Consider the following 26,611-nt stretch of genomic DNA (forward strand, 5'->3'; position numbering starts at 1 on the left):
CCTAGCGGCGGATGCGGGTCATCTTCGGGTCGAACAGCGGCTCGTCGACGACCGTGGCGGGCACCTTCTCGCCGAAGTACTCCACGTGCACGCCGGCGCCGGTGGCCAGACCGGCCGGGAGCCAGGCGTACGCGACGCAGCGGCCGAGCGTGTAGCCGTAGGCGGCGCTGGTCACGTAACCGGCGGGTGTGCCGTCAACGTGGACCGGTTCCCTGCCGAGGACCACGGCGGCCGGGTCGTCGAGGAGGAGCGGGGTGAGGCGCCGGGCCGGTTCGCCCGCGCGTTCCAGCGCGGCCCTGCCGACGAAGTCCGCCTTGTCCATGCGGACCGCGAAGCCGACGCCCGCCTCGTACGGGTCGTGCTCGTCGGTCATGTCGGTGCCCCAGGCCCGGTAACCCTTCTCCAGGCGCAGGGAGTTGAAGGCGGAACGCCCGGCCGCGACCACGCCGAGTTCCCGGCCCGCCTCCCAGAGCGTGTCCCAGAGCCTCAGCCCCAGGTCGGCCGTGGTGTACAGCTCCCAGCCGAGTTCACCGACGTAGCTCAGGCGCATGGCCGTGACCGGGACATGGCCGATGTACGTCTCCTTGGCGCGGAAGTAGCCGAACGCCTCGTGCGAGAAGTCGTCCGGGGTCAGCGGCTGGACGAGGTCGCGGGCGAGCGGGCCCCAGACGCCGACGCAGCAGGTTCCGGAGGTGACGTCCCGGATGTGCACTCCGTCGGGTGCGTGGCGCAGGAGGTGGTCGAGGTCAGCGGGGGAGTTGGCGCCGGCCTGGAAGCGGTCGGGGGAGAGGCGGGCGACGGTGAGGTCGGAGCGGATGCCTCCGGTGTCGTCGAGGAGCAGCGTGTAAGTGACCGCGCCCGGCTTCTTGCGGAGGTTGTTGGTGGTCATGCGGTCGAGGAAGTCGAGGGCTCCGGGGCCGGTGACCTCCAGGCGGCGCAGCGGGGTCATGTCGTACAGGGCGACCTTCTCGCGGGTCGCCCGCGCCTCGGCGGCCGCGATGGGGGACCAGTGGCGGGCCGACCAGTCGTCGCGGTCGGGAAGCGTGAGGCCTTCGACGAGTTCGGCGTTGGCCTCGTACCAGTGCGGGCGCTCCCAGCCGCCGCCCTCCAGGAAGTACGCGCCGAGCTGCTGCTGCCGGGCGTGGAAGGGGCTGACCCTGAGCGGGCGGGGGCGCTCCATCGGCTCAAGCGGGTGGAGGACGTCGTACACCTCGACGAACTGCTGCGCGCCGCGCTCACGGATGTATGCCGGTGAACGCTGCGCCTCCTCGAAACGCGTGAGGTCGCATTCGTGCACGTCGAGCGACGGCCGCCCGTTCACCATCCACTCGGCGACGGCCTTGGCGACACCGGCCGAGTGGGTGACCCAGACGGCCTCCGCCAGCCAGAAGCCGCGCAGGGAGCGGGACTCGCCGAGGACGGGCATGCCGTCCGGGGTGAAGGAGAAGACGCCGTTGAAGCCCGACTCGATCTCCGCCTCGCGCAGGGCGGGCATCAGCCGTCGGCAGTCCTCCCAGCTCGGCGCCCAGTCGTCCGGGGTGAAGGGGTACGAGGACGGCATCTCCATGTCGCGGTCGCGGGCCTCGTCGTAGGCGGGGACGGCGAACGGGTCCACGGGCAGCGGGCGGTGGGCGTAGGAGCCGATGCCCAGACGGTCGGTGTGCTCCCGGAAGTACAGGTCGCGGTCCTGGAAGCGGAGGATCGGTTTCGAGGCCTCCGCCGTGGCGCCGCTCAGCTCCGGCAGCGGTCCGGTCCTCGCGTACTGGTGGGCGAGCGGTTGCAGGGGGACGTCGACGCCGGCCATGCGTCCGACGACCGGGCCCCAGAAGCCGGCCGCGGAGACCACGTGGTCGGCGGGGAAGGTGCCCCGGTCGGTGACGACCCCCGCGACCCTGCCGTCCCGTCGCTCGATGCCGGTGACCGTGTGCCGGTCCAGGAAGCGGGCGCCGCGCGCGGTGGCGCGGTCCAGCTGCGCGCGGGAGGCGTGCAGGGCGCGGGCCAGGCCGTCCTCGGGGGTGTGGAAGCCGCCGAGCACCACCGACTCGTCGAGGAGCGACCAGAGTTCCTTGCACTGGGCGGCGTCGACGACCTCGCCGCGCACGCCCCAGGCCGCGGCGTAACCGGCCCTGCGGTGCAGGTCGGCGAGGCGTTCCGGGGTGGTGGCCAGCTCCAGGCCGCCGACCGGCTGGAAGCAGGGCACGCCGTCCGATTTGAGGGAGGTGAACTTCTCGACGGTGTACCGGGCGAACGCCGTGAGCGTCCTCGACGGGCTGGTCCGGAAGACGAGGCCGGGCGCGTGCGAGGTCGAGCCGCCGGGGGCGGGCAGCGGGCCCTGTTCGAGGACGGTGACGTCCTGCCAGCCGCGGGCGGTCAGTTCGTCGGCGAGCGAGCAGCCGACGATGCCGGCGCCGATGACGACCACACGGGGCGAGGGATGGGTGTCGTGGCCGCTCACAGGACCACCACCGAGCGCAGTACCTCGCCGCGCCGCATCTTGGCGAACGCCTCCTCCACCCGGTCGAGCGAGATCGTCTCCGAGACGAAGGCGCCCAGGTCCAGCAGCCCGTACAGGTACTGGTCGATGAGGAACGGGAAGTCGCGGCTCGGCAGGCAGTCGCCGTACCAGGAGGACTTGATCGCGCCGCCCCGCGAGAACACGTCGATGAGCGGCAGTTCGACCGCAGTCTCCGGCGTGGGCACGCCGACCTGGACCAGCACGCCCGCGTGGTCGCGCATGTAGAAGGCCTGGCGGAAGGTCTCCGGGTGCCCCACCGCGTCGATCGCGATGTCCACGCCGTGGCCGTCGGTGAGGGCGCGGACCGCCTCGATCGGGTCCGTGCCACGGGAGTCGACGGTGTGCGTGGCGCCGAACCGCTCCGCCCGGTCCAGTTTCCGGCCGTCGACGTCAACCGCGATGATCTTCATGGCGCCGTTGAGGGCGGCACCCGCGATCGCCGCGTTGCCGACGCCGCCGCAGCCGATGACGGCGACCGAGTCGCCACGGCCCACGTTGCCCGTGTTGACGGCGGCGCCGTAACCGGCCATCACGCCGCAGCCGATCAGGCCGGCCGCCTCGGGGCGCGCGGCCGGGTCGACCTTCACCGCTTGGCCGGCCGCGACCAGCGTCTTCTCGGCGAAGGCGCCGATACCGAGCGCGCTGGTCAGCGGGGTGCCGTCCAGCAGCGTCATCGGCTGGGCGGCGTTGCGGGAGTCGAAGCAGTACCAGGGACGGCCGCGTCGGCAGGAACGGCAGCCCCCACAGGGCGCCCGCCAGGCCAGCACCACGTAGTCGCCCTGCTGAAGATCGGTGACTCCCTCGCCGACCGCCTCGACGGTGCCGGCCGCCTCATGGCCCAGCACGAAAGGGAAGTCGTCCGTGATCGCGCCCTCGCGGTAGTGCAGATCCGTGTGGCAGACCCCGCAGGCCTGTACCGCGACGAGCACCTCGCCCGGTCCCGGGTCCGGGACGACGATCGTCTGCACCTCGACCGGTGCGCCCTTCTTCACAGCGACTACGGCACGGACCTCGTGGGGCACGACAAGCTCCTCTGCTGTTGCGCATTACACGATGGGTTGCGCTATGAGGAACATACTGAGAACGCCGCCGAGCGGCCGTCAAGGGGTGCGGGTGAACCCTTGGCAAAAGGGCCGGGGGGAGTGTCGGAGGCTGAAATCAGCCGGACACACGACGGCACGGGACCGGAGGAATCCAGTCGGATTCCTCCGGTCCCGTGCCCTTGGTTCGCCTCGCTCCGTCCCGGCCTTTGCCGCCCCGCCCCGCCCCGCCCCGCCCCGTCCCGCCCCCGTCCCGTCCTGTGCCGTCCGGTTCTGTGCCGGGCCGCCCGGTCCGGGTCAGCAGCCGTACCCCATGCGGCGGGACAACTCGACCCCCGCCGCCAGCGCGCGCTTCGCCAGGTCGGGCAGCCGCTCCGGCGTCAGCCGGTACACCGGACCCGAGACGCTGATCGAGGCGATCACCTTGCCGTCGTGGGAACGGACGGGTGCCGCCACGGCCGCGAGCCCGATCTCCAGCTCCTCCTGCGTGATCGCGTAGCCCTGCTCGGCCACGGTCTCCAACTCGCCGCGCAGCACCGCCGCGCCGGTGACGGTGTGCTCGGTGAACCGGTGCAGCGGGCGGGCCAGCAGGCCCTCGCGCAGGGTGGTCGGCAGGTGGGCGAGGAGCACCTTGCCGCTGGCGGTGGCGTGCAGCGGGGTACGCCGGCCGAGCCAGTTCTGTGCCGTCACGGAGGCGGTGCCGCGCGCCTGCATGACGTTGACCGCCGCGTCGTCGTCCAGCACCGCGATGTTCGACGTCTCGCCGAGCTCGTCGGCGAGTTCGCGGCAGACGGGCACACCCTCCTGCGAGATGTCCAGGCGCACCGCGGCCGCCCCCGCGAGGCGCAGTACGCCGGCGCCCAGGTAGTACTTCCCCCGCTCCTTCTCCTGGGCCACCAGGCCGCGGTTCTCCAGCACGCCGAGCAGCCGGAAGGCGGTGGACTTGTGCACGTCCAGCTCGTCGGCGATCTCGGTGACGCCCGCCTCGCCGTGCCGGGCGAGGATCTCCAGGACGCTCACGGCGCGGTCCACCGACTGCACGCCGCTCGCCGTCCCTCTGCCCACCTGCTTGTTCTCCACGCGGTCCTCACCATGGTCGGGCTGCTTCTGTGTGCGGGTCATGGCTCAACTCTCACCACCTGGCGGCCCCGTCCGGACCGCATCTGCGGGAAGCCCTTGACGCCACGGGCGCCCGCCCGGATTCTGTTGCGCATAGCGCTCTCCAGTGCGCCATGTGAAACATCATGTTACCGAAGCGTCCGGATCCCGGAAGGGTACGCGTTCCGCGCCCGTCGGGACACGTGTTCCGGACCGAGAGGGGAGCCCATGATTCCCGTCTGCCGCCTCGAAGACCTCCCCAAGGGCGAGTCCACCCGGGTCGGAACGAGTCCGCCGATCGCCGTCTTCCACACCGACGACGGTGATCTCTACGCCATCGACGACACGTGCAGCCACCAGGACGCCTCCCTCTCCGAGGGCTGGCTGGAGGGCTGCCTGATCGAATGCCCGCTGCACGCCGCGTCGTTCGATCTCCGTACGGGCCGGCCGACCTGTCTCCCGGCCCGCAGGCCCGTGCGAACCCACCGCGTCATCCTCCACGAGGGTGTCGTACACGTCGATCTCGCCGCGGAGGAGGGGAGCGCCGCATGAGGACCGTGACCGTCGTCGGAGCCTCGCTGTCCGGCCTGTACGCCGCCCGGGAACTGCGCGCCCAGGGGTTCGACGGCCGGCTGGTGATCGTCGGCGACGAACCCCACCGCCCCTACGACCGGCCTCCCCTCTCCAAGGACTTCCTCACCGGCCGGGCCGACGAGGACCAGCTCGCGCTCACCGACGCCGAGGAGGCCGCCGAACTGGACGCCGACTGGCTGCTCGGCGTCCGGGCCCGCGGCCTGGACGCCCGCGGCCGGACCGTGCTGCTCGACGACGGCCGCACCGTGTCCACCGACGGCGTCGTCGTCGCCACCGGTGCCTCCGCCCGGCGCCTTCCGGGCGACGGCCTCGCGGGCGTCCACACCCTGCGCACTCTGGACGACGCCCGCGCTCTGCGCGCGGAACTCACCCGCGGCCCGCGCAGGGTCGTCGTGATCGGCGGCGGCTTCATCGGCGCGGAGACCGCCTCCTCCTGCGTAGCCCTCGGCCACAGCGTCTCCGTCGTCGAGGCCGCCCCGCTCCCGCTCGTGCCCCAACTCGGCGCCGAGATGGCCGCCGTGTGTGCCACGCTGCATCGCCGCGGGGGTGTCGAACTCGTCACCGGGGCGTCCGTTGCCGCACTGCGCGGCACGGTCGCCGTGACCTCGGTGGCACTCTCCGACGGCCGAGATCTGCCCGCCGACGTCGTGATCGTCGGCATCGGCGCCACACCCAACACCGCCTGGCTGGCGGGCTCGGCGCTCGTTCTGAACGACGGTGTCCTCTGCGACGACGGCTGTGTGACGTCGCTGCCGCGGGTGGTCGCCGTCGGCGACGTGGCCCGCGTCGGGGGCACGCGCGCGGAACACTGGACCTCCGCCACGGAGCAGCCCCGGGTGGCCGTGACCAACCTGCTCGCCGGGCGCACCGTGGAGTGCGCGAGGACGGTGCCGTACTTCTGGTCCGACCAGTACGGAGCCCGTCTCCAGTTCGCCGGCCGGCGCCGGGAGGGAGACACCGTCCGCATCGTCGAGGGCGCGGTCGCCGACGGCGTACCGGCCGCCGACGGCTTTCTCGCCCGCTACGAACGGGACGGCCGTACGACCGCGGTGCTCTCCGTGGATCGCCCACGCCCCTTCATGCGGGCCCGACGCGAACTCGCCCACGCCGAGCGGACACAGCCGACGGACAACCAATCCCGGCCGGCGGGCAGTCAGGCTCAGCCGATGGACAACCAGTCCCATTCGGCGGGCAATCAGGCTCAACCGGCGGACAACCCGACCCAGCCGGCGGGCAGTCAGACACAGCCGACGGTCGGTTGGGGGCAACCGACAGAGGATCGAGTGCAGCCGACGGGCGATCGCGTTCGGTCGGCGGTGCGGTGAAGGGTGGCCGCTGCCCGAGCCCGGACCTTCACCCGGCCACTCAGGAGTGCGACAGCCGCCCCGCGCCGCCCCGCCGGCGTATCCGCTCCTGGGCCCGCTCCGCGGACCGGGCCTGCCGCCTGGCCCGCCGACGCTCGCGGCGCATGGCCCGCGCGGTGCTGCTCGGCATCGACACCACGCCGTGCCGCTGATTCCAGACCTGCCGCGTCACCCAGACGTCCAGCACGCCCCACGTGGCCACAACCGTGCCCGCCACGCTGCCGATCATCATGGGGAAGGCCAGCCAGGATCCCGCCATCGTGCACAGGAAGGCCACCATCGCCAGTATCAGCGTCACGGCGACGACGAGTACCGCGCGCACGGCCGCCGTCCGCACCGGATCCGGAAGACGCCGCCGCCGGGCGGGCTCCTCCGTCCACAACGGCCGGTAGGCCGACTCTTCCCGCGCTTCCCGCCCCTCCGACCGCTCCGTGCGCATACGGACCGTCGCGTCCGGCCCGGCCGCCGGAATGTCGCGATCCGGCGCTCCGGGAACCGAGCGGGCCGTCGACTCGGCCGCACCGCCGTCCTCGGGCGCCCTGCGCCGCTCCGCCGTGCCCATCAACATGTCACTCCCCACCGCCAGCAGACCGCTCGTCCGTGTCCGAAGACACGGCTCCCCTCTGGCTGCCCGGCTTGCGCTGCTTTACGCCGCCCGGGGGCGGGATGCGGCTCCTGTGGCCGATTCCGCCTCCATTTCCCGTAGTGAATGACGAACGGCCGACCCTCAAGATTCCCGAGAATCCCGCACAGTCGAAGATTTTCGGCCATTCCGCCCGCCAGGCCGGAAGAACGCTCGGCAGCACCCGCCACCGGAACCCGTAGGAATCTCCCGTAATGACCGGACAACTGGCCACCGCCGACCGCTGGTGCGGAGGTTCGGCCTCCGGACGGGCCTTCGAGTTACCTGTGCGTCAGTAGTAGGCTCGCGCCGTTTGTTGACGTACATGTGTACCCCCCGCCAGTGGGGGTCGAGCTGGGGGAGGCCATGCGCTTTCGCGGGAAGTCGATCCGCCGGAAGATCGTGGCGCTGCTTCTCGTGCCGCTGGTGTCCCTGACCGCGATCTGGGCCTTCGCCACGGTGCTGACGGGACGCGAGGCGGGCCGGCTGTTCAGCGTCTCGACCGTCGTCGAGGAGATCGGCTACCCGGTGGAGGACACCGTCCGTGTCCTCCAGCAGGAACGCCGCCAGACCCTCGTCCACCTCGCCGACCCGCGCGCCTCCGACGGGCTTTCCGCCCTGCGGCGCAGCCGCACCGCCACCGACGAGGCCATCGCCGAGATCCGCGGCAACGCCGCGAAGGCCGACGTACGCGACGCGCTGAGCCAGGCCGAGGAGGAGCGGCTCACCGCCGTCCTGGACGCCTTCGACGGCATCGGCTCGCTGCGCCGCAGCGTCGAGGACGGCACCGTCGACCGCGCGCAGGCGCTCGGCCTCTACAACCGCCTGGTCGACCCCTGTCACGAACTGCTCGCCAACCTCCACGTAGTCGACGACGTGAGCCTGGACAAGCAGTACCGCGCCCTCGTCAACGTCTCCCGCGCCCGGGAACTGCTCTCCCGCGAGGACGCCCTTCTCGGCTCCGCCCTGGTCACCGGTCGGCTCACCCGCGCCGAGATACGCGACGTCTCCGACCTCGTGGCCCAGCGCACCGTGATGTACGACATCAACCTCCCGCTGCTGCCCGCCGCCGAGCGCGGGCGGTACCAGCGCTTCTGGAAGAACGCCGCCTCCGCCCCCCTGCGCGTCGCCGAGGAGGCCGCCGTCGCCGGCGAGGCCGGCCCGCCCCGCGGCGTCACCGCCAAGAGCTGGGACACCGCCGCGGGCAGCGTGCTCGACGAACTCGGCGCCCTGGACGACCACGCCGCCGACCGCTACCAGGACCGGGTCGACCCGGTCGCCATGAACACCATCGCCAAGGTGGTCGTCGCCGGCGCCCTCGGCCTGATCGCTCTGCTGTTCTCGCTCTTCCTGTCCGTACGTGTCGGCCGCTCCCTCATCCGCGACCTCAGGCAATTGCGCCTGGACGCCCACGAGGCGTCCGGTGTCCGCCTGCCCAGCGTGATGCGCCGCCTCTCGGCGGGCGAACAGGTGGACGTGGAGACCGAGGTGCCGCGGCTGGAGTACGACAAGAACGAGATGGGCGAGGTCGGCCAGGCCCTGAACACCCTCCAGCGTGCCGCCGTGGAAGCCGCCGTCAAGCAGGCCGAACTCCGGGCCGGCGTCTCCGAGGTGTTCGTCAACCTCGCCCGCCGCAGCCAGGTGCTGCTGCACAAGCAGCTCACCCTGCTCGACACCATGGAGCGCCGCACCGAGGACACCGAGGAACTCGCCGACCTGTTCCGCCTCGACCACCTGACCACCCGTATGCGCCGGCACGCGGAGGGCCTGGTCATCCTCTCCGGCGCCGCCCCCTCCAGGCAGTGGCGCAAGCCCGTCCAGCTCATGGACGTGGTCCGGGCCGCCGTCGCCGAGGTCGAGGACTACGAGCGCATCGAGGTCCGCCGCCTGCCCCGCATCGCCGTCACCGGACCGGCCGTCGCCGACCTCACCCACCTCGTGGCCGAACTGCTGGAGAACGCCACGGTGTTCTCGCCGCCCCACACCGCCGTGCAGGTCATGGGCGAGCGCGTCGCCAACGGTTTCACCCTGGAGATCCACGACCGCGGCCTCGGCATGGCGGCCGACGCCCTCCTCGACGCCAACCTCCGGCTCGCCGAGACACCGGAGTTCGAGCTGTCCGACACCGACCGGCTCGGCCTTTTCGTCGTCAGCCGGCTCGCCCAGCGACAGAACGTCCGGGTGTCCCTCCAGCCTTCCCCGTACGGCGGCACCACCGCGGTCGTCTTCGTCCCCGACGCGCTGCTCACGGACGACGCCCCGGACACCAACGGCGTCGGCTTCCGCCTGGACCGCCCCCAGCAGGTCAAGGAGAAGGAGCGGGAGGAGAGCCGCCGTTCCGACCTCGCCCACGTGCCCGCACGGCTGCCGGGCCGCCCGGCCCCGCTGCTCGACGGGCCGGTCGAACTCGAGGCGCCGGTCGACCTGGACGCCCTCGGCGACCTGCCGGGTGGGCTCGGCGACGAGGACAGCGAACGGGGTGGCCTGTTCCGCCCGCGCCGCTCCCTCGTGGCGGCCGAGGACGACCAGGAGGTCCGTCGCGCCGAACGGCGACGTCAGGAGCCCGGTCACACAGGCGAGTCGCGCCAGGGGGCGCTCCGGGGCGAGGAGGACGAGGTGAACACGCCGCTCGCGCTGCCCCGCCGCCGGACCCCCAAGCTGGTCAGTTCACACGGGCGTCCGGTGCCGGAACGGGCCGCCCGGGACACCATGGACGAGGCGCCCGCGGCAGGAGCCGAGCGCGCGGAAGGCAGCGCCCACCCGCGGTCACGATCCGCCGAGCCGCCCGCCCTGCCCACCCGCCGTCGTCGCGAGGAACGAATCGACGCAGGCATGGACCGTCGTGGCGACGCCGGCATGGACCGTCGTGGCGACGCCCGCACCGGCGGCCGCGCCGACGCTCGTACCGAGGGTCGTACCGGGGGCCGTGCCGAAAGGCGCGACGCCGACCGCACGGCGTCCGAGGCGCTCCCGTCGCTCCCGGCCCGCCGCCGCGGCGTGTCTCCCGAGCGCGGGGGCTCCACGTCCGGCGACGGCGAGGACCGCGCGCGTGACGCCGACCGCACACCCGGCGTCCCGGGGAGTGCCCAGGACGCCTCCGGACCCGGCACCGGCGCGCTGCCCCGGCGCGTACGGCAGGCCAACCTGGCCCCCCAGCTCAGGCAGAGCCCCGAACCGCCCGCCGAGGACCGCTCCGACCGCGACGCCGAGGAAGTACGCAGCCGTATGGCCTCGCTCCAGCGCGGCTGGCAGCGCGGCCGCAAGGAGAACGCCACGGAGGACGACGTCCCCGGCGGCACAGCACCACAAGCACCACAACGAACGACTAAGGGGGACGGTCGATGACCGCACCGAAGGCGACCGGCCACACCTCGACCAGGTCCGGGGAGCTCAACTGGCTCCTCGACGACCTGGTGGACCGTGTCGCGAGCATCCGCAAAGCCGTCGTCCTGTCCGGCGACGGTCTGGCGACCGGGGCGTCCAAGGACCTGACCCGGGAGGACAGCGAACACCTGGCCGCCGTGGCGTCCGGTTTCCACAGCCTCGCCAAGGGCGTGGGGCGTCACTTCGAGGCGGGCAGCGTCCGGCAGACGGTCGTCGAACTCGACGACGCCTTCCTGTTCGTCACGGCCGCCGGCGACGGCAGCTGTCTGGCCGTCCTGTCGGACGCCGACTCAGACGTCGGCCTGGTCGCCTACGAGATGACCCTCCTCGTCAAGCGGGTCGGCGTGCACCTGGGCACCGCTCCGCGCACCGATCTGCCCGCGGGCGGGTAAGTGGGATGACATGAGCGCAGACGGTCAGGGAAGAAAACACTGGTTCGACGACGAGGCCGGGCCCGTCGTCCGTCCGTACGCCATGACGCGCGGCCGCACCACCAGTGCGGCCCAGCACCGCCTCGACCTCATCGCGGTGGTCGTCACGGAACCCCACGCGGACGATCCGGAGGCGGACGTCACGCTCTCCCCGGAGCACGTGGACATCGTCGGGCTGTGCCGGGAAGCGCCGCAGTCGGTCGCCGAACTCGCCGCCGAACTCGACCTGCCCATCGGGGTCGTGCGGGTCCTGGTCGGAGACCTCGTGGACATCGAACTCGTCCACGTGAACCGGCCCGTGCCCCCGGCCGAACTGCCGGACGAGGACATTCTGCGCGATGTGATCAGCGGACTGAGGGCACTGTGAACCGGCCCCCGGGCACGACAAGCAGCACGACAAGCAACACGGCAAGCAGCACGACAAGCGGCACGACCGTCGGCATGACCAGCGGCATGGCGAGTGGCACGTTAAGTGGCACGTTTTAAGGAGAAGAGATCGATGATCTTCGGGCGTTCTCAGCGCGGCAAGCCGCCGGTCGAGCCCGTCACGCTCAAGATCCTGGTGGCCGGCGGCTTCGGCGTCGGCAAGACCACTCTCGTCGGCGCGGTCAGCGAGATCAGGCCGCTGCGCACCGAGGAACTGCTCACCGAGGCCGGGCGGCCCGTCGACGACGTCAGCGGTGTGGAGGGCAAGCACACCACCACGGTGGCCATGGACTTCGGGCGGATCACGCTGCGCGAGGACCTGGTGCTGTATCTCTTCGGTACGCCCGGCCAGGAGCGGTTCTGGTTCATGTGGGACGAGCTCTCCGAGGGCGCGCTCGGCGCCGTCGTCCTGGCCGACACCCGCCGCCTGGAGGACTGCTTCGCCGCCGTCGACTACTTCGAGCGCCGTTCCATCCCGTTCCTGGTCGGCGTCAACCGCTTCGAAGGGGCGGCCCGCTATCCGGCCGAGACCGTCCGCCAGGCCCTCGACCTCGACGCCGACGTGCCCCTGGTGATGTGCGACGCCCGCGACCGGGAGTCGGTCAAGGAGGTCCTCATCGGCGTGGTCCAGCACGCCATGGCCCAGGCGGCGGACCGCCGCAGCGTCGTCACCACCTGACGGCTCGGGGCACGGCGACGACACCCACGCGCGCGTGCCCCCGAGCCCGCCCGGCGCCTAGCCGTCGCCCTCGCCGTCCTCCAGCCAGTCGAGACTCTTCTCCACCGCCTTGCGCCAGTTTCGGTACTCGCGGTCCCGCACCGACGTCTCCATGGCGGGCGCCCACTCGACGTCCCGCTGCCAGTGCGTCTTGAGTTCGTCGAGGTCGTCCCACACACCGGTGGCCAGTCCGGCCGCGTACGCGGCACCCAGGCAGGTCGTCTCGGACACCCGGGGCCGGATCACCGGTACGCCCAGCACGTCCGCCTGGTGCTGCATCAGCAGGTTGTTCCTCGTCATGCCGCCGTCGACCTTCAGGGCCGTGATGCGCACCCCCGAGTCCTGGTACATGGCGTCCACGACCTCGCGCGTCTGCCAGCTCGTCGCCTCCAGCACCGCGCGCGCCAGGTGCGCCTTGGTGACGTACCGGGTCAGCCCGGTGACGACCCCGCGCGCGTCCGAGCGCCAGTACGGGGCGAACAGCCCGGAGAAGGCGGGCACGATGTACGCGCCCCCGTTGTCCGCCACGCTCGCCGCCAACGTTTCGATCTCATCGGCGCTGCGGATGACGCCGAGCTGGTCGCGGAACCACTGGACCAGGGCCCCCGTGATGGCGATCGACCCTTCCAGGCAGTAGACGGGCGCCTCGTCACCGATCTGGTAGCCCATGGTGGTCAGCAGCCCGCTCTTCGACGGCACGGGCCGGTCACCGGTGTTGAGCAGCAGGAAGCTGCCCGTGCCGTAGGTGTTCTTCGCCGTGCCCACGTCGTAGCAGGCCTGCCCGAACACGGCTGCCTGCTGGTCGCCCAGGGCGGAGGCCACGGGAACGCCGGCGAGCTGGCCGACGGCGGTCCCGTACACCTCGGCGGAGGACCTGATCTCGGGGAGTACGGCCTCGGGGATGTTCATCGCCGACAGGATCGAGGGGTCCCACCGGAGTGTCCGCAGGTCCATCAGCATGGTGCGCCCGGCGTTGGTCACGTCGGTGACGTGCTGCCCGCCGTCCGTGCCGCCGGTCAGGTTCCAGATCAGCCAGGAGTCGACGGTGCCGAAGGCGATCTCCCCGCGCTCGGCGCGGGCCCTCAGGCCGGGCACGTTGTCGAGCAGCCAGGCCGCTTTGGGTCCGGAGAAGTAGCTGGCCAGTGGCAGCCCCGTCTGTTCGCGGAAACGGTCCTGCCCGTCCGCGCCGCCCAACTGGCGGCACAGCGCGGAGGTACGGGTGTCCTGCCACACGATGGCGTTGTGCACGGGCTTGCCGGTCGCGCGGTCCCACAGGACCGTCGTCTCGCGTTGATTGGTGATGCCCAGCGCGCTGAGCCGGTCGGCGCGCAGCCCGGCGCCCGCGAGCGCCCCGGCGACCACGGCCTGAACCTTGGACCAGATCTCGGTGGCGTCGTGCTCCACCCAGCCGGGCTTGGGGAAGATCTGGCGGTGCTCGCGCTGGTCGACGGCGACGATCGCGCCGTCCTGGTCGAAGATGATGCAGCGGCTCGAGGTGGTGCCCTGGTCGATCGCGGCGACGTACTTCGTGGAGTGGTCCGTCATGGCTACCCCTTGGGCTGGGCTGGGTTCAGAGGACTGCGGAGGCGGTGCGGAGGCGACGTCTCTGGCGGGCCGTTCAGAAGGCCACGTTGTAGATGAGCCCGGCGAGCGCTCCGCCGATCAGCGGGCCGACCACCGGGACCCAGGCGTAACCCCAGTCGGAGGTGCCCTTGTTCGGGATCGGCAGGAAGGTGTGCACGATGCGCGGGCCGAGGTCACGGGTCGGGTTGATGGCGTAACCGGTCGGCCCCCCGAGGGAAAGGCCGATCCCGACGACGAGCAGCGACACGATCAGCACCAGCGTCCCCGACTCGCCGAGTCCCTCGGTCAGTCCGAAGGCGAGGATCGGCAGGACGAGTCCGACGGTGGCGATGATCTCGGTGACCAGGTTGGCTACCGGGTGCCGGATCTCCGGGATGGTGGAGAAGATGCCGAGCGTCGGTACCGGCTCGTCCGCCGTGCCCTCGGTGGTGCCGGTCTTGCGGACGTTGGCCTGGAACTGGGCGAAGTACGTGAGGTAGCACAGGACGGCACCGATCATCGCGCCGATGAACTGCCCCAGCACATAGACCCAGACCTTGCCCCACTCGCCGGTGTCGACGGCGATCCCGAGGGTGACGGCGGGGTTGAGATGCCCTCCGGAGAGCGGGGCTGCGGTATAGGCGCCCGCCAGCACACCGAATCCCCAGCCGAACGCGATCACCACCCACCCCGACGCCCGCGCCTTGCTGTACCTCAGGGTCACGGCGGCGCAGACACCCGCACCGAAGAGGATGAGGATCGCGGTACCGATGATCTCGCCGACGAAGATGTCTCCGTTGCTCATGGCGGCTCCTAGGCCCTGGCCCGGGGCGATCGGCCCCGGCCTCCTGTGCGCGGTGCGTCTCCCCCGACGGCCTCCGCCGCGGGGCGTGAGTGACGAGCGTGCCGTAGCAGCCGAACCGCCCGTGGGGGAGTGGGCCTCGAAGCACAGGAGTGCCCGCGCGACGCAGTGCCGGAATACGCCGAGATGTACGGCGATGTCGACTGACACCGGAAGTGTTCACCGGCGCCCAGGGAGCGTCAAGGTGGCCGACCGCAACGGTTCAGGACCCGCCGGGCGACCCGCGCGGGGTGCGTGTCCACGTGAGCCCGCCTGGACGGTGGCTGCCGACAGGCGCTCGTGGTGCCGTAGCGGTCGGTGCGCGCGCCTGCCGACGAACAGCGCGTGCGCGCGCGTGGCGGCCAACAGCGCGTGCGCGCGCGTGCCTGCTGGAAATGCGTGCACGCGCGTGCCGGCCAACAACGCGTGCACGCACGTGTCGGCGACAGCGCCCCGCACCTCGGGCTCGGCGACGCCGCCCGATACCATCCCGGGCGCCGTCCCTCCCGGCGCCCACTCGCCGGCTCGGCCGAGGGCGGCCGGGTCACCCCGCCGTCGCCGTCGCCCGGTCCGAGCCGCGTCGGACCTCGTGCCCCGGCGCACCGGCCCGGCCCAGCACCCAACTCGCCCCGTGCAGCCCCTTCGCGGCCTTCTTCAGCGGCGCCAGCCAGGCAGCCGCCTGCCGGTGGTCCGGCACACTGCCCGGTCCGCACAGGACCGTCGCCAACGACAGCGTCACGGGCCGTCCGCCGGCCGACCACGGCACGTCCAGCACGGAGGCGGCCAGCGGATCCAGCCCTTCCGGGTCGGTGAGCACCAGGAAGTCGTCACCGCCGATATGCCCCACGCGCGCGGACCCCGCGGTCGTCTGCGACAGCGCCCGCCCGACCGCCCGGATCAGCTCGTCGCCCGCAGCGAACCCGGCCCCGTCGTTGACCTGCTTGAAGTGGTCCACATCGAGCCAGCTCAGCGCGAACGCCCGCCCGTCCGCGATCCGCCGGTCCACCTCTCCCGTGATCGCGTCCGAACCGGGCAGCCGGGTCAGCGGATTGAGCCCGGCAGCCTCCTCCACCCGGCTCTCGGCCAGCGCCCGCACGAGGTCCGCGAGCCGCACGACGCCCACGCACCGCCCGTGCGCGTCCACCACGGCCACGTCGTCCGACGTGCGGCCCCGGCCGCCGACGGCCACCACGTCCAGCACCTCCCACGCCGTCGCGTCGACGCCCACCGTCCGGGGCGCGTCGCCGAGCTTCTCGGCGGGCCGGTCGGCGTACAGGGCGTGGCCGTAGCGCCCCGACATCGACAGCAGGAAGCGGGACCGGTGCACCGACCGTACCGGAACCCCGTCCCGGTCCACGAGCAGCACCCCGGACACGTCCGGCGCCCCGGTCAGCAGCGCCCGCACCTGCCCCGCCGACGCGGTCGCGGGCAGCAGGGCGGCCGGCCGTACGAACTGCCGTACCGAGGGCCCCGAGCGCGGCGCCGGTACGACACCGGGGGAGCCGGGCGGAACGTACACGTCCGCCGCCGGCAGCCGCGCGGGCGGCGCGAAGAGCTCCCCCTGCGCCAACTGCGCCCCGGCCGTCCGCGCGGCAGCGCACTGCGACTCCGTCTCGACGCCCTCGACGGACAGCAGCGCCCCCAACTCGTCGCACAGCACCCGCATCGCCCGTACGGCTGCCGGCCGGGCCAGCAACGACGCGTCGAGCTTCACCAGCTCCGGCGCCAGATCCGTCAGCAACCGCAGCGGCGCGTCCCCGTCACCGACCCCGTCCGCGCAGATCCGGAACCCCTGACCCCGCAACGCGCTCACCGCCTCCAGCAGGGCCTGCCGCGGCACATGCGTGTACGGCGGACAGACGTCGACCGTCACCTCCCACGGCATCCGTCCCGCCTCGCGCACGGCGCCGTGCAGTCCTTGCAGGCCACCGAGGTCGGCGAGCGTGCCCGCGAACACGTTGACGTGCAGCGGGAGCAGCGTCTCCCTGCGCACCGCCGCGCGGAACGCCGCCACCGCCAGCCGACCGTCGAGTTCGGGGTCGCGGCGCGCCTCCGCCAGGATGTCGCCGGTCTCCGGACGGGCGAGTATCTCCAGCGCCGCCACCCCGCCGGTCAGCAGATTGACCACCGGTTGGAAGGCGAAGCGGAGAGTGTCCGTCCAGGAGCGCACGGGAGCAGAATGGCGCCACAGACCCCGGCCCGGGCCCAGTTCACGCGACGTTCACGCAGCATTTCGACGTGCTCCCAGGGCGTACGGACGGCGAGTCGCCGACCCGCCCACTTCCCCCGCGGAGTCCACCCCTGATAGATGCAGGGAACATGACACGACTCTCCACCACGCTCCGCGGCCTGGTCACCACCTTCGCCGCCCTGCTCGCCGTCACGGCCCTCCCCGCCACCGCCCAGGCCAAGCCGGAGCCGAGGGCCCCGGAGGACTTCGTGGCCCTGAGAAGCGTCGCCCCCACGATCATCCAGGAGATGCGCTACACCACTGCGCACAACTTCGTCGGCGAGCGCATCGACGGCTACCGGCAACCCCTGTGCATCCTCACCCGCCCCGCCGCCGAAGCCCTCCACCGGGCCCAGACCCGGCTGCTGCGCCAGGGCTACTCCCTCAAGGTGTACGACTGCTACCGGCCCCAGCGCGCCGTCGACCACTTCGTCCGCTGGGCCGAAGACCTCGACGACCAGAGGACGAAGGCCGAGTTCTACCCGGAGGTCGACAAGACCCGCCTCTTCGCGGACGGCTACATCGCCGCGAAGTCCGGCCACAGCCGCGGCTCGACCGTGGACCTCACGATCGTGAAGCTCCCGGCGAAGCCGACCCGGCCCTACCGCCCCGGTCAGCCCTTGGTGCCCTGCTTCGCACCCCAGGACGAGCGCTTCCCCGACAACTCCGTGGACATGGGCACCGGCTACGACTGCTTCGACACCCGCTCACACACCCTCGACCCGCGTATCCAGGGCGCCCAGCGCGCCAACCGGCTGCTGCTCAAGAACACCCTGGAGTACGTCGGCCTCGTGAACCTCCCCGAGGAGTGGTGGCACTTCACCTACAAGCCCGAGCCCTACCCGGACACTTACTTCGACTTCCCCGTCTCCGCCAGGTCGCTCGCCGGCCGCCACTGAAACGCCTGCCGGAGCCGCCCCCTCCAGAATCGGATACAGTCCGCCGCGTGTTCGATACTGAAACCTTCGCTCCCAACTCCGTCCCCGGCTCCCACTGTTCGAGCTGCGGCACGCTCTACGGAGAGGGCGTCTCCGGCTGGCCCCGCACCTGCCCCGCGTGCGGCACCGTGGCCTACCGCAACCCGCTGCCGGTCGCGGTCGCCCTCCAGCCCGTGTACGACACGCAGGGCACCGCCCTGGTGGTCATCACCCGCACCGTGGCCCCCGCGCGCGGGGGCGTCGCACTGCCCGGCGGCTACGTCGACGACCGGGAGGACTGGCGGCAGGCCGTCGTCCGCGAACTCAAGGAGGAGACGGGCATCGACGCGGCGAGCCGCGACGTGCGCCTCGCCGACGCCATGAGCTCGCCCGACGGCCACCTGCTGCTCTTCGGGATGCTCCCCGAGCGGTCGGCCGAGGGCCTCCCGTCGTCCACCGCCACGCACGAGACCGAGGGATGGCACCTGCTGCGCAGGGCCGAGGAGCTCGCCTTCCCGCTTCACACCCGAGCCGTGCGGGCCTGGTTCGAGGGCCGCTACATCTGAGCCGAGCCCTCCACGAGCCCACGGACACGGACCGGGCAGGACGGCTCGCTCACGCCGTCCTCGCCCTCCCGCTCCACGACCACCCGTCCCCCGTCCCAACGCGAGACGTACCGCTCGATCTCCGGTTCCCCCCAGCCGTCGCCCGCGTCCGGCACGACCAGACCCCCGCCGGTCCGCCCCCGCGCGGGCGCCCACACCTCCAGCGCCGGCCCGCCGTCCTCCCCACGCACCGGAAGCACGGCTCCCGCGCGCGCGAGCACCGGGATCCGCGCCAGAGGCGCATCGACGAGAACCTGCGCCGGGCCCTGGTACGCCCGCTCCGTCACCACGTCGTACCAGCGTCCGCGCGGCAGCTGCACCGCCCGCCGGTCCGCCCCCGGGTCCAGCACCGGCGCCACCAGCAGACAGTCGCCCAGCAGGAAGGCGTCCTCGCAGTCCCGCAACGCCCGCTCCTCCGGCGTCGACCACCACAGCGGACGCACATAGGGCGCACCCGTACGCCGGGCCAGATGCGCCAGCGTCACGAAGTACGGCAGCAGCCGCCGCCGTTCGACGAGCGCCACGCGCGCGTGCTCCAGCACCTCGGGACCGAACTCCCACGGCGCCCCGTGCCCCCCGTGCGTGCGGAACAGCGGAAGATGGGCGGCCAGTTGCAGCCACCGCAGATACAGCTCAGGAGACGGAGTCCCGCCGGCCCCGCCCACATCCGGCCCCGCGTACGGCACCCCGCACAACCCGAGCCCCATCACCAGCGACAGCGACGCCCGCAGCCCGGGCCAGCCCGTGGCCACGCTCCCGGACCACGCACCGCCGTAACGCTGCATGCCGACCCACCCGGAGCGCGAGAAGACGAACGGCCGCTCCTCGGGCATCAGCGTCCGCAATCCCTCGTACCCGGCGCGGGCCATGCACAACGCGTACACGTTGTGCGCCTCCCTGTGGTCACCGCCTCGCCCCTCCAGAAAGTGCCGGGCCGAACGCGGCAGCGTCGCCTCCCCGAACGCGGCGAACGAGGTGGGTTCGTCCAGGTCGTGCCAGAACCCCGCGAACCCCTGCCCGAGCCGCTCCTCGTAGAGCCCGCCCCACCACTCACGCACACACGCGCGCGTGAAGTCCGGAAAGACCACGTCGCCGGGCCACCCCACGCCCCGGACGACCGGCCCCGAGGCGTCCCGCACGAACACGTCCTCGCTCGTCCCGCCGTCGTACACGGCGTTGCCGGGCACGGCCGGGACCGCGGGACCCACGACCGACACCAGCCGGACACCGTCCCGCCGCAGCTCCTCGGCAAGGACGGGCAGCTTGGGGAACCGCTCCTCGTCCACAGTGAACACCTGGAGGCCGTCGAGATGGTCGACGCCCAGGTGAACAGCGTCGAGCGGCAGATCACGCTCCTGATGGCCGGCGACGATCCGCCGCACCTCCTGCTCGTCGCCAGGACCCGACCACGCGTGATGGTGACCGAGCGCCCACGCGGGCGGCAGCGCGGGCGCCCCGGTCAGCGAGGCCCAGGCGAGCAGCACGCGCGCGGGGGTGCCCACCGTCACCCAGCAGCGCAGCGGACCACCGTCCATCCGCAGCACACTCCGCCCGGGCCGGTCATGCCCGGACCCAGCCCCCTCCTCGCCCTCCCGCAACGCCACCGTGCCGTCCCACGAAGTGTCGTGGAAGACCAGATGCGTCCCCGCGTCGGCCACCACCAGATGCACCGGCATCGTCACGGACAACGGGTCCTCGCCCGCAGCGAACGGCAGGCCGGGACCGGTGTTCCACAGCCGGTACGTGCCCATACGCAGCCGAGGTCCCGCGGCCCGCCCACCGAGCCCGAAGAACCGTGCGTCCGCCGCGACCTCCGACCGCTGCGTCCAGCGCGCCGGACCACCGCCGACCGGCTCCCACCAGCGGGGCGGCAGCTCACGGCGCAGCACCACGCCCCCGGGCGTACGGACCTCGATCGCGCCGTGCCGGGACACCGCCACGGTCGCCCGCTCGGCCACCACCCGCCAGCCGCCGTCCTTGTCCGGCTCCAGCACCGCCCGCGGATCCGGCTGCGGACAGCGGCCCGCCAACGCGTACGACGGCTCCGGCCCGGCACCGTCCCAGCCCCAGAACACGGCCCCGTTCACGGCGACGAGGACGCGCAGCTCCGAACGGCTGAACCGGACGACACCGCCCCCGGGCCCCGGCTCCACCGCCTGCATCGGACCCGGCACCCGCGCACGCTCCGCACCCCGCGGCGGCAGCCCCGCGGCGTCGGCCCGCCGCCTGCGCCACGCCGCCCGTACGCTACGCAACCCCTGCGCCGCCCCCGCAGAACCGACCGCCTTCATCGAACGCACCAGGTCACGACCGTCCATGCTGCTCACCCTGCCACCGACGACCTCCCGCGCGGGCGTCGTTCAACTGCCGTTCACCCGTGACGGGACCACATCTTCACGACACCGACTATGTGGGGCGCGCCCTGGTGCAGAAGTCGATCACGTGGCATCGTCCGTGTCAGCCGCGTCACGCGCACACCCCAGCCCGTGCGCGGAGGACGCACACGACGCGCACAGTCCGGGAGCCGCCCCATGTCGACCGTGAACCCCCAGCCGCTCTGGCAGCCAGATCCGCAGCTCATCGCCGAGGCACGGATCACCAGGTTCCGGAGCTGGGCAGCCGAGCACCACGGCGCCCCCGCCGAGGGCGGCTACGCCGCACTGCACCGCTGGTCCGTCGACGAACCGGACACCTTCTGGAAAGCCGTCACGGAATGGTTCGACGTACGTTTCTCGACCCCCTACGCGCGCGTGCTGGGCGACCGCTCCATGCCCGGCGCCCGGTGGTTCCCCGGCGCCACGCTCAACTACGCCGAGCACGCCCTGCGCGCGGCGGCCACCCGCGCGGACGAACCGGCCCTCCTGTACGTCGACGAGACCCACGAACCGAGCCCCGTCACCTGGGGCGAGCTGCGCCGCCAGGTCGGCTCGCTGGCCGCCGAACTACGCGCCCTCGGCGTGCGCCCCGGCGACCGCGTCAGCGGCTACCTCCCGAACATCCCCCAGGCCGTGGTCGCCTTCCTCGCCACCGCGGCAGTAGGCGGCGTCTGGACCTCCTGCGCCCCCGACTTCGGCGCCCGCAGCGTCCTCGACCGCTTCCAGCAGGTGGAACCCGTCGTCCTGTTCACCGTCGACGGCTACCGCTACGGCGGCAAGGAACACGACCGCCGCGACACCGTCGCCGAACTCCGCCGCGAACTGCCCACCCTGCGCGCCGTCGTCCACATCCCGCTCCTCGGCTCCGACACCCCCGAGGGCGCGCTGGAATGGGCGACGCTGACGTCCGCCGACACGGACCCCGTCTTCGAGCAGGTGCCCTTCGACCACCCCCTGTGGGTGCTCTACTCCTCCGGCACCACAGGCCTGCCCAAGGCCATCGTCCAGTCCCAGGGCGGCATCCTGGTCGAGCACCTCAAACAGCTCGGCCTGCACTGCGACCTCGGCCCCGAGGACCGCTTCTTCTGGTACACGTCGACCGGCTGGATGATGTGGAACTTCCTCGTCTCCGGCCTGCTCACCGGCACCACGATCGTCCTCTACGACGGCAGCCCCGGCTATCCGGACACCGGCGCCCAGTGGCGCGTCGCCGAACGCACCGGGGCCACCCTCTTCGGCACCTCCGCCGCCTACGTCATGGCCTGCCGCAAGGCCGGCGTGCACCCCGCCCGCGACCACGACCTCTCCCGGGTCCAGTGCGTGGCCACCACGGGCTCTCCGCTCCCGCCCGACGGCTTCCGCTGGCTGCACGACGAGTTCGCGGAGAGCGGGGCGGACCTGTGGATCGCCTCCGTCAGCGGCGGCACCGACGTGTGCTCCTGCTTCGCGGGCGCCGTCCCCACCCTCCCGGTGTACATCGGCGAACTCCAGGCCCCCGGACTCGGCACCGACCTCCAGTCCTGGGACCCGAACGGCGGCCCCCTCACCGACGAGGTCGGCGAACTGGTCGTCACCAATCCCATGCCCTCGATGCCGATCCGCTTCTGGAACGACCCCGACGGCAGCCGCTACCACGACAGCTACTTCGACACCTACCCCGGCGTCTGGCGGCACGGCGACTGGATCACCGTCACCTCCCGCGGCTCCGTCGTCATCCACGGCCGCTCCGACTCCACCCTCAACCGGCAGGGCGTCCGCATGGGCTCGGCCGACATCTACGAGGCCGTCGAGCGACTGCCGGAGATCAGGGAATCCCTCGTCATCGGCGTCGAGCAGCCGGACGGCGGCTACTGGATGCCCCTGTTCGTGCACCTGGCCCCCGGAGCCTCCCTCGACGACGCCCTTCTGTCCCGCGTCAAGCGGACCATCCGCGAACAGCTGTCCCCGCGCCACGTCCCCGACGAGGTCATCGAAGTCCCCGGCATCCCGCACACCCTGACCGGCAAGCGCATCGAGGTCCCGGTCAAACGACTTCTCCAGGGCACCCCGCTGGAGAAGGCCGTCAACCCGGGCTCCATCGACAACCTCGACCTGCTCCACTTCTACGAGGACCTCGCCCGCAAACGCACCTGAACAGACCCTCGACGGGCCGGCCGCCCCCGACGGAGGCCGGCCCCGCGCGCCTCACCCGGCGCCGTTGTCAGTGCCGCCGATTACTGTGAGTGAGCATTGATCGACAGCGCACAGGGGGAAAGATGGCGCACACCGACCAGACCACGCGACGCGTCCTGCGCCGGGAAATCGCCGGCACCATCGGACTGCTCACCGACGAACACGATTTCCGCGCCATGCGGCGCTACCGCAGCTTCACCTTCGACGACCACGCCGCCTATCTCCACCAGGTCGAAGCCCTGCTCAGGGCACGCGCGGCACAGGGCACCCACACCACCATCGCCCTCTTCGACCCGGAGGAGTACGCCGACTTCTGCTCGGCCGCCGGACTCGACCCCGACGCCCCCGCCAGCCGCACCCGGTTCACCGCCGAACTCGCCGCCGGCGGACCGACCGTCCCGTACGAGGGCCAGCCCCTCGCCGAGCTCCTCCCGGCTCTCGTCGACGAAGCCGTCCGCCAGGCCACCTGGGAGTACGCCTCCAACCTGCTCGCCCGCCTCGGCAACTGCGCCACCTGCGGCGAAGACCTCGGGCGAGCCGCCTTCACCCGGGCTTCGCGCCTTCTCCGCCGCATCCTCGAAACGGCGCCCCCGGGCAACCGGCACCTGGTCTGCAGCATCACGGGCACTCCGGAGACCCTCCTCTCCGTCCTCCACGCCGACGAGGACACCGACGGCACCCCGCACGTCGACGAGGCCGAGGCCCTGGAGTTCACCGGCGTCCTCGCCCTCGGCCTCGCCACCCACAGCCCCGGCGGACTCGTCATGCGCGTCAGCCCTCCGAGCGGACCGGACCGCATCCACGGCTGGCGCCTGCGGGGATACGGCCTCGAACCCCTCACCGCCGGTGAGGTCTTCGACGCCTACTGCACCGACGTCGAGTCCGGCGACCTCATCTCCCCGGAATCCAACGTCGACTACTGCGCACCGCCCGACCTCGGCGACGACCACCTGCCACCGGGACACCACCACTGAACGCGTGCGGGGCGCCCCACCCGAAGGTGGAACGCCCCGCACCCACAACCACAGCGACGGCCTCGCCCGGCCCTACTCGCCGGACAGCACCGCCTGAGCGGCGTTCCGCGCCTCCTCGGCGCTGTCCGCCGCCCGGGCGGCCGCCGCGGCACGCTCACACTGCGCCAGCGAGAACTTCGCCAGGGTCGCCCGGACGTAGGGAAGCGACGCCGCACCCATGGACAGGGAGGTGACGCCGAGACCCGTCAGTACACACGCCAGCAGCGGGTCCGACGCGGCCTCACCGCAGACGCCACAGCTCTTGCCCTCGGCCTTCGCCGCTTCCGCGGACAGCGCGACCAGGTCGAGCAGCGCCGGCTGCCACGGGTCCTGCAGCCGGGACACCGCACCCACCTGTCGGTCGGCGGCGAAGGTGTACTGCGCGAGGTCGTTCGTCCCGAGCGACAGGAACTCGACCTCCTGCAGCACCGAGCGCGCCCGCAGCGCGGCCGACGGAATCTCCACCATCGCGCCGAACTTCGCCTGCAGCCCGGCCTCACGGCACGCGTCCGCGAAAGCCTTGGCATCGGTCCGGTCCGCCACCATGGGGGCCATGACCTCGAGGTAGACCGGAAGCCCCTCAGCCGCCTTCGCCAGCGCCGTCAGCTGCGTGCGCAGCACGTCCGGGTGATCGAGCAGCGTCCGCAGACCTCGCACGCCCAACGCCGGGTTCGGCTCGTCGCCCGGGGTCAGGAAGTCCAGCGGCTTGTCCGCGCCGGCGTCCAGCACGCGCACTACGACCCGGCCCTCGGGGAACGCCTCCAGTACCTGCCGGTAGGCGGTGACCTGCTTCTCCTCCGACGGCGCGTTCTCGCTGTCGTCGAGGAAGAGGAACTCGGTACGGAACAGACCGACGCCCTCCGCCCCGGCCTGGACCGCCGCGGGCACGTCCGCGGGACCCCCGATGTTCGCGAGCAGCGGCACCTTGTGACCGTCAGAGGTCGCCCCCGGCCCCGTCGACGCGGCCAGCGCTGCCTTGCGCTCCGCCGCCTCCGCCTCCAGCTGCCCCTTCTTCTCCTCGGTGGGGTTCACGAAGATCTCACCGGTGCTGCCGTCGACGGCGACGACCGTGCCCTCGGGCAGCTCCCCGGCCCCCGGAAGCGCCACCACGGCCGGCACACCGAGCGCCCGCGCGAGAATCGCGCTGTGACTGGTCGGCCCACCCTCCTCGGTGACGAAGCCGAGGACCAGCGTCGGGTCCAGCAGCGCCGTGTCGGCGGGAGCCAGGTCCCGCGCGATGAGGACATACGGCTCGTCACTGTCCGGAACGCCCGGCATCGGCACCCCTAGCAGACGGGCGACGATACGATTCCGCACGTCGTCGAGGTCGGCCACGCGGCCGGCCAGGTACTCACCGGCACCGGCCAGCAGGGCGCGATACGCGGCGAAGGCGTCGTACACCGCGCGCTCGGCCGTGCTGCCGACGGCGATGCGCCGTTCCACGTCCGCCATGAGCTCGGGGTCCTGGGCCATCATGGCCTGGGCCTCGAGCACGGCCTGGGCCTCGCCCCCCGCCAGATTGCCGCGCGCCATCAGATCGGCCGCCACAGCCTCCACGGCCTTGCGCGCGCGTCCCTGCTCGCGCTCGGCGTCCTCGGCAGGAATCTGCTTGGCCGGGGGCTCGAGCACAGCAGTCCCCATGTGCCGAACCTCGCCGATCGCCACACCGTGGCTCACACCGACGCCTCGCAGCGTTGTCTCCATCTCACCCGTCCCGATCGTGCGGCGGGTCCCGCCGCCGCGGTGGTTGTCCTACCAGCCGTCACACGACGGCACTGACGTCACTTCCAGAGAAAGAGACTCTCGCCGGCCTTCACTTCGCCGTCCTCACGGAGCTCGGTGAGGGCCTCGGCCGTCGCCTCCAGAGCCACGACGGGACAGACGGGCGACTTGCCGGCGGCCTCGACGGCGACCGGGTCCCAGCGCACCACGCCCTGCCCGCGCACAACGGTGTCGCCCTTGTTCACCAGCAGTTCGAAACCCTCACCGTTGAGCTGCACGGTGTCGATGCCGAGATGGGTCAGCACACCGTGCCCGCTGTCGTCGACCACGACGAAGGCGTGCGGGTGAAGGGACACGATGACGCCGTCCACGGGCGCGACAGCCTCGGAAGCCTCGCGTACGGGGTCGATGGCGGTACCCGGGCCGACCATGGCCCCGGAGAAGACGGGATCGGGCACGGCGGCCAGTCCGATGGCACGTCCTGCGAGCGGGGACGAGACGGTGGTCATGGGAAGCCTCCCAGTGGCGGAGATGTATACGGGCCGTCACTGCCTGTCCCGGACGGCGCACTGTGCAGCAGGGTATGTCATAGGAAGTACCGGTTCCGCATGAGTGTTCCGATTAGAGGTCTAGACCACAGTCCCCACGGATTTGCACCCGTTCCACGGCTCCGTGTACAGTCGTTACTCCTGCCTGAGGTTGAGCGACGCGAAGCAAGGTGTCCTCGCCCCGGCGGAACCCAACTTGTCAGATCCTATCGCTGGATCGCCTTCTGCATGCCCGCAGGACGGTGGTCAGAAGCACCGGGAAAGCCTGATAGTGTTGGAAACACCGAAGGGAAGCGCCCGGAGGAAAGCCTGAGAAAGTCTCTCGGGTGAGTACAAATGAAGCGTCCGTTCCTTGAGAACTCAACAGCGTGCCAAAAGTCAACGCCAGATATGTTGATACCCCGACCTGATCGGTTTTTCGATCGGGTTGAGG

General features: G+C 72.0%; 19 protein-coding genes and 1 pseudogene. 10 read left to right on the top strand and 10 right to left on the bottom strand.

The features are described 5' to 3' along the window. Position 1: 1 nt before the first annotated feature. From ACIQ6R_RS26550 to ACIQ6R_RS26560, 3 genes are all read right to left on the bottom strand, one after another. Complete coding sequence (locus ACIQ6R_RS26550) at positions 2 to 2,455, bottom strand: FAD-dependent oxidoreductase (protein ID WP_404223819.1); 2,454 nt, start codon at positions 2,453 to 2,455, stop codon at positions 2 to 4. Continuing rightward, complete coding sequence (locus tag ACIQ6R_RS26555) at positions 2,452 to 3,537, bottom strand: S-(hydroxymethyl)mycothiol dehydrogenase (protein ID WP_404223820.1); 1,086 nt, start codon at positions 3,535 to 3,537, stop codon at positions 2,452 to 2,454. Before ACIQ6R_RS26555 ends, ACIQ6R_RS26550 begins: the two co-directional genes overlap by 4 nt. A gap of 315 nt (positions 3,538 to 3,852) precedes the next feature. Beyond that, positions 3,853 to 4,677: an IclR family transcriptional regulator gene (locus ACIQ6R_RS26560; RefSeq protein ID WP_404223822.1), complete on the bottom strand. Its 825-nt coding sequence runs from the start codon at positions 4,675 to 4,677 to the stop codon at positions 3,853 to 3,855. A 204-nt stretch (positions 4,678 to 4,881) separates the two neighbouring features. Between ACIQ6R_RS26560 and ACIQ6R_RS26565 the strand changes: the two genes are divergently transcribed. Together ACIQ6R_RS26565 and ACIQ6R_RS26570 are read left to right on the top strand one after the other, a co-directional pair. Continuing rightward, positions 4,882 to 5,205, top strand: a complete 324-nt coding sequence (locus ACIQ6R_RS26565; protein ID WP_404179164.1) for a bifunctional 3-phenylpropionate/cinnamic acid dioxygenase ferredoxin subunit — start codon at positions 4,882 to 4,884, stop codon at positions 5,203 to 5,205. After that, positions 5,202 to 6,362, top strand: a pseudogene (locus tag ACIQ6R_RS26570) (NAD(P)/FAD-dependent oxidoreductase); the annotation flags it as partial. The gene ACIQ6R_RS26565 and the pseudogene ACIQ6R_RS26570, both read left to right, overlap by 4 nt. A gap of 250 nt (positions 6,363 to 6,612) precedes the next feature. Here the strand turns inward: ACIQ6R_RS26570 and ACIQ6R_RS26575 are convergent. Continuing rightward, a complete protein-coding gene (locus tag ACIQ6R_RS26575; protein ID WP_404223824.1) occupies positions 6,613 to 7,173 on the bottom strand; it encodes a hypothetical protein in 561 nt (186 codons plus the stop codon). 426 nt (positions 7,174 to 7,599) lie between these two features. Here ACIQ6R_RS26575 and ACIQ6R_RS26580 point away from each other — a divergent pair, with 426 nt between their 5' ends. From ACIQ6R_RS26580 to ACIQ6R_RS26595, 4 genes are all read left to right on the top strand, one after another. Further along, the gene (locus tag ACIQ6R_RS26580; protein ID WP_404223825.1) at positions 7,600 to 10,578 is read left to right on the top strand and encodes a nitrate- and nitrite sensing domain-containing protein; all 2,979 of its coding nucleotides are present in this window, start codon (positions 7,600 to 7,602) and stop codon (positions 10,576 to 10,578) included. Continuing rightward, positions 10,575 to 11,009, top strand: coding sequence for a roadblock/LC7 domain-containing protein (locus tag ACIQ6R_RS26585; RefSeq protein WP_404223827.1), 435 nt, complete (start codon positions 10,575 to 10,577; stop codon positions 11,007 to 11,009). Before ACIQ6R_RS26580 ends, ACIQ6R_RS26585 begins: the two co-directional genes overlap by 4 nt. A gap of 10 nt (positions 11,010 to 11,019) precedes the next feature. Beyond that, positions 11,020 to 11,415: a DUF742 domain-containing protein gene (locus ACIQ6R_RS26590; protein WP_404223828.1), complete on the top strand. Its 396-nt coding sequence runs from the start codon at positions 11,020 to 11,022 to the stop codon at positions 11,413 to 11,415. Between the two features lie 132 nt (positions 11,416 to 11,547). Then, positions 11,548 to 12,153 (top strand): GTP-binding protein, encoded by a 606-nt coding sequence (locus tag ACIQ6R_RS26595; protein ID WP_404179152.1) that lies wholly within the window; start codon positions 11,548 to 11,550, stop codon positions 12,151 to 12,153. 57 nt (positions 12,154 to 12,210) lie between these two features. Here the strand turns inward: ACIQ6R_RS26595 and glpK are convergent, their stop codons facing one another. The 3 genes from glpK to ACIQ6R_RS26610 form a co-directional block, all read right to left on the bottom strand. Further along, entirely contained in the window at positions 12,211 to 13,737 is a 1,527-nt protein-coding gene (gene glpK / locus ACIQ6R_RS26600) for a glycerol kinase GlpK (RefSeq protein WP_404223831.1), read from the bottom strand. Between the two features lie 73 nt (positions 13,738 to 13,810). After that, the gene (locus ACIQ6R_RS26605; protein ID WP_375916798.1) at positions 13,811 to 14,560 is read right to left on the bottom strand and encodes an MIP/aquaporin family protein; all 750 of its coding nucleotides are present in this window, start codon (positions 14,558 to 14,560) and stop codon (positions 13,811 to 13,813) included. Between the two features lie 580 nt (positions 14,561 to 15,140). Then, positions 15,141 to 16,766, bottom strand: a complete 1,626-nt coding sequence (locus ACIQ6R_RS26610; protein WP_404179144.1) for an EAL domain-containing protein — start codon at positions 16,764 to 16,766, stop codon at positions 15,141 to 15,143. A gap of 149 nt (positions 16,767 to 16,915) precedes the next feature. Here ACIQ6R_RS26610 and ACIQ6R_RS26615 point away from each other — a divergent pair, with 149 nt between their 5' ends. Next, complete coding sequence (locus tag ACIQ6R_RS26615) at positions 16,916 to 17,725, top strand: M15 family metallopeptidase (protein ID WP_404223833.1); 810 nt, start codon at positions 16,916 to 16,918, stop codon at positions 17,723 to 17,725. 47 nt (positions 17,726 to 17,772) lie between these two features. After that, positions 17,773 to 18,309 (top strand): NUDIX domain-containing protein, encoded by a 537-nt coding sequence (locus ACIQ6R_RS26620; protein WP_404223834.1) that lies wholly within the window; start codon positions 17,773 to 17,775, stop codon positions 18,307 to 18,309. Here the strand turns inward: ACIQ6R_RS26620 and ACIQ6R_RS26625 are convergent. Next, complete coding sequence (locus tag ACIQ6R_RS26625; RefSeq protein WP_404223836.1) at positions 18,300 to 20,666, bottom strand: TIM-barrel domain-containing protein; 2,367 nt, start codon at positions 20,664 to 20,666, stop codon at positions 18,300 to 18,302. The two genes, ACIQ6R_RS26620 and ACIQ6R_RS26625, sit on opposite strands and share 10 nt — an antisense overlap. Positions 20,667 to 20,879: 213 nt before the next feature. On the opposite strand from ACIQ6R_RS26625, the gene ACIQ6R_RS26630 reads away from it, so the two are divergent. Further along, a complete protein-coding gene (locus ACIQ6R_RS26630; RefSeq protein ID WP_404223837.1) occupies positions 20,880 to 22,856 on the top strand; it encodes an acetoacetate--CoA ligase in 1,977 nt (658 codons plus the stop codon). A gap of 122 nt (positions 22,857 to 22,978) precedes the next feature. Then, complete coding sequence (locus ACIQ6R_RS26635; protein ID WP_404223838.1) at positions 22,979 to 23,869, top strand: hypothetical protein; 891 nt, start codon at positions 22,979 to 22,981, stop codon at positions 23,867 to 23,869. Between the two features lie 72 nt (positions 23,870 to 23,941). Here ACIQ6R_RS26635 and ptsP read toward each other — a convergent pair whose 3' ends face one another. Then, positions 23,942 to 25,612 (bottom strand): phosphoenolpyruvate--protein phosphotransferase, encoded by a 1,671-nt coding sequence (gene ptsP / locus ACIQ6R_RS26640; RefSeq protein ID WP_404223840.1) that lies wholly within the window; start codon positions 25,610 to 25,612, stop codon positions 23,942 to 23,944. A gap of 77 nt (positions 25,613 to 25,689) precedes the next feature. Continuing rightward, a complete protein-coding gene (locus ACIQ6R_RS26645) occupies positions 25,690 to 26,139 on the bottom strand; it encodes a PTS glucose transporter subunit IIA (protein WP_404179123.1) in 450 nt (149 codons plus the stop codon). Between the last annotated feature and the right edge of the window lie 472 nt (positions 26,140 to 26,611).

It is taken from the genome of Streptomyces sp. NPDC096048 (assembly GCF_044763415.1).
Classification (GTDB): domain Bacteria; phylum Actinomycetota; class Actinomycetes; order Streptomycetales; family Streptomycetaceae; genus Streptomyces.

Coding starts and splice junctions, on each gene's coding strand:
- ACIQ6R_RS26625 (WP_404223836.1), bottom strand. CDS start 20,666: ATGGACGGTCGTGACCTGGTGCGTTCGATGAAGGCGGTCGGTTCTGCG.
- ACIQ6R_RS26615 (WP_404223833.1), top strand. CDS start 16,916: ATGACACGACTCTCCACCACGCTCCGCGGCCTGGTCACCACCTTCGCC.
- ACIQ6R_RS26630 (WP_404223837.1), top strand. CDS start 20,880: ATGTCGACCGTGAACCCCCAGCCGCTCTGGCAGCCAGATCCGCAGCTC.
- ptsP (WP_404223840.1), bottom strand. CDS start 25,612: ATGGAGACAACGCTGCGAGGCGTCGGTGTGAGCCACGGTGTGGCGATC.
- ACIQ6R_RS26635 (WP_404223838.1), top strand. CDS start 22,979: ATGGCGCACACCGACCAGACCACGCGACGCGTCCTGCGCCGGGAAATC.
- ACIQ6R_RS26605 (WP_375916798.1), bottom strand. CDS start 14,560: ATGAGCAACGGAGACATCTTCGTCGGCGAGATCATCGGTACCGCGATC.
- ACIQ6R_RS26560 (WP_404223822.1), bottom strand. CDS start 4,677: ATGACCCGCACACAGAAGCAGCCCGACCATGGTGAGGACCGCGTGGAG.
- ACIQ6R_RS26590 (WP_404223828.1), top strand. CDS start 11,020: ATGAGCGCAGACGGTCAGGGAAGAAAACACTGGTTCGACGACGAGGCC.
- ACIQ6R_RS26595 (WP_404179152.1), top strand. CDS start 11,548: ATGATCTTCGGGCGTTCTCAGCGCGGCAAGCCGCCGGTCGAGCCCGTC.
- glpK (WP_404223831.1), bottom strand. CDS start 13,737: ATGACGGACCACTCCACGAAGTACGTCGCCGCGATCGACCAGGGCACC.
- ACIQ6R_RS26565 (WP_404179164.1), top strand. CDS start 4,882: ATGATTCCCGTCTGCCGCCTCGAAGACCTCCCCAAGGGCGAGTCCACC.
- ACIQ6R_RS26585 (WP_404223827.1), top strand. CDS start 10,575: ATGACCGCACCGAAGGCGACCGGCCACACCTCGACCAGGTCCGGGGAG.
- ACIQ6R_RS26580 (WP_404223825.1), top strand. CDS start 7,600: ATGCGCTTTCGCGGGAAGTCGATCCGCCGGAAGATCGTGGCGCTGCTT.
- ACIQ6R_RS26645 (WP_404179123.1), bottom strand. CDS start 26,139: ATGACCACCGTCTCGTCCCCGCTCGCAGGACGTGCCATCGGACTGGCC.
- ACIQ6R_RS26575 (WP_404223824.1), bottom strand. CDS start 7,173: ATGGGCACGGCGGAGCGGCGCAGGGCGCCCGAGGACGGCGGTGCGGCC.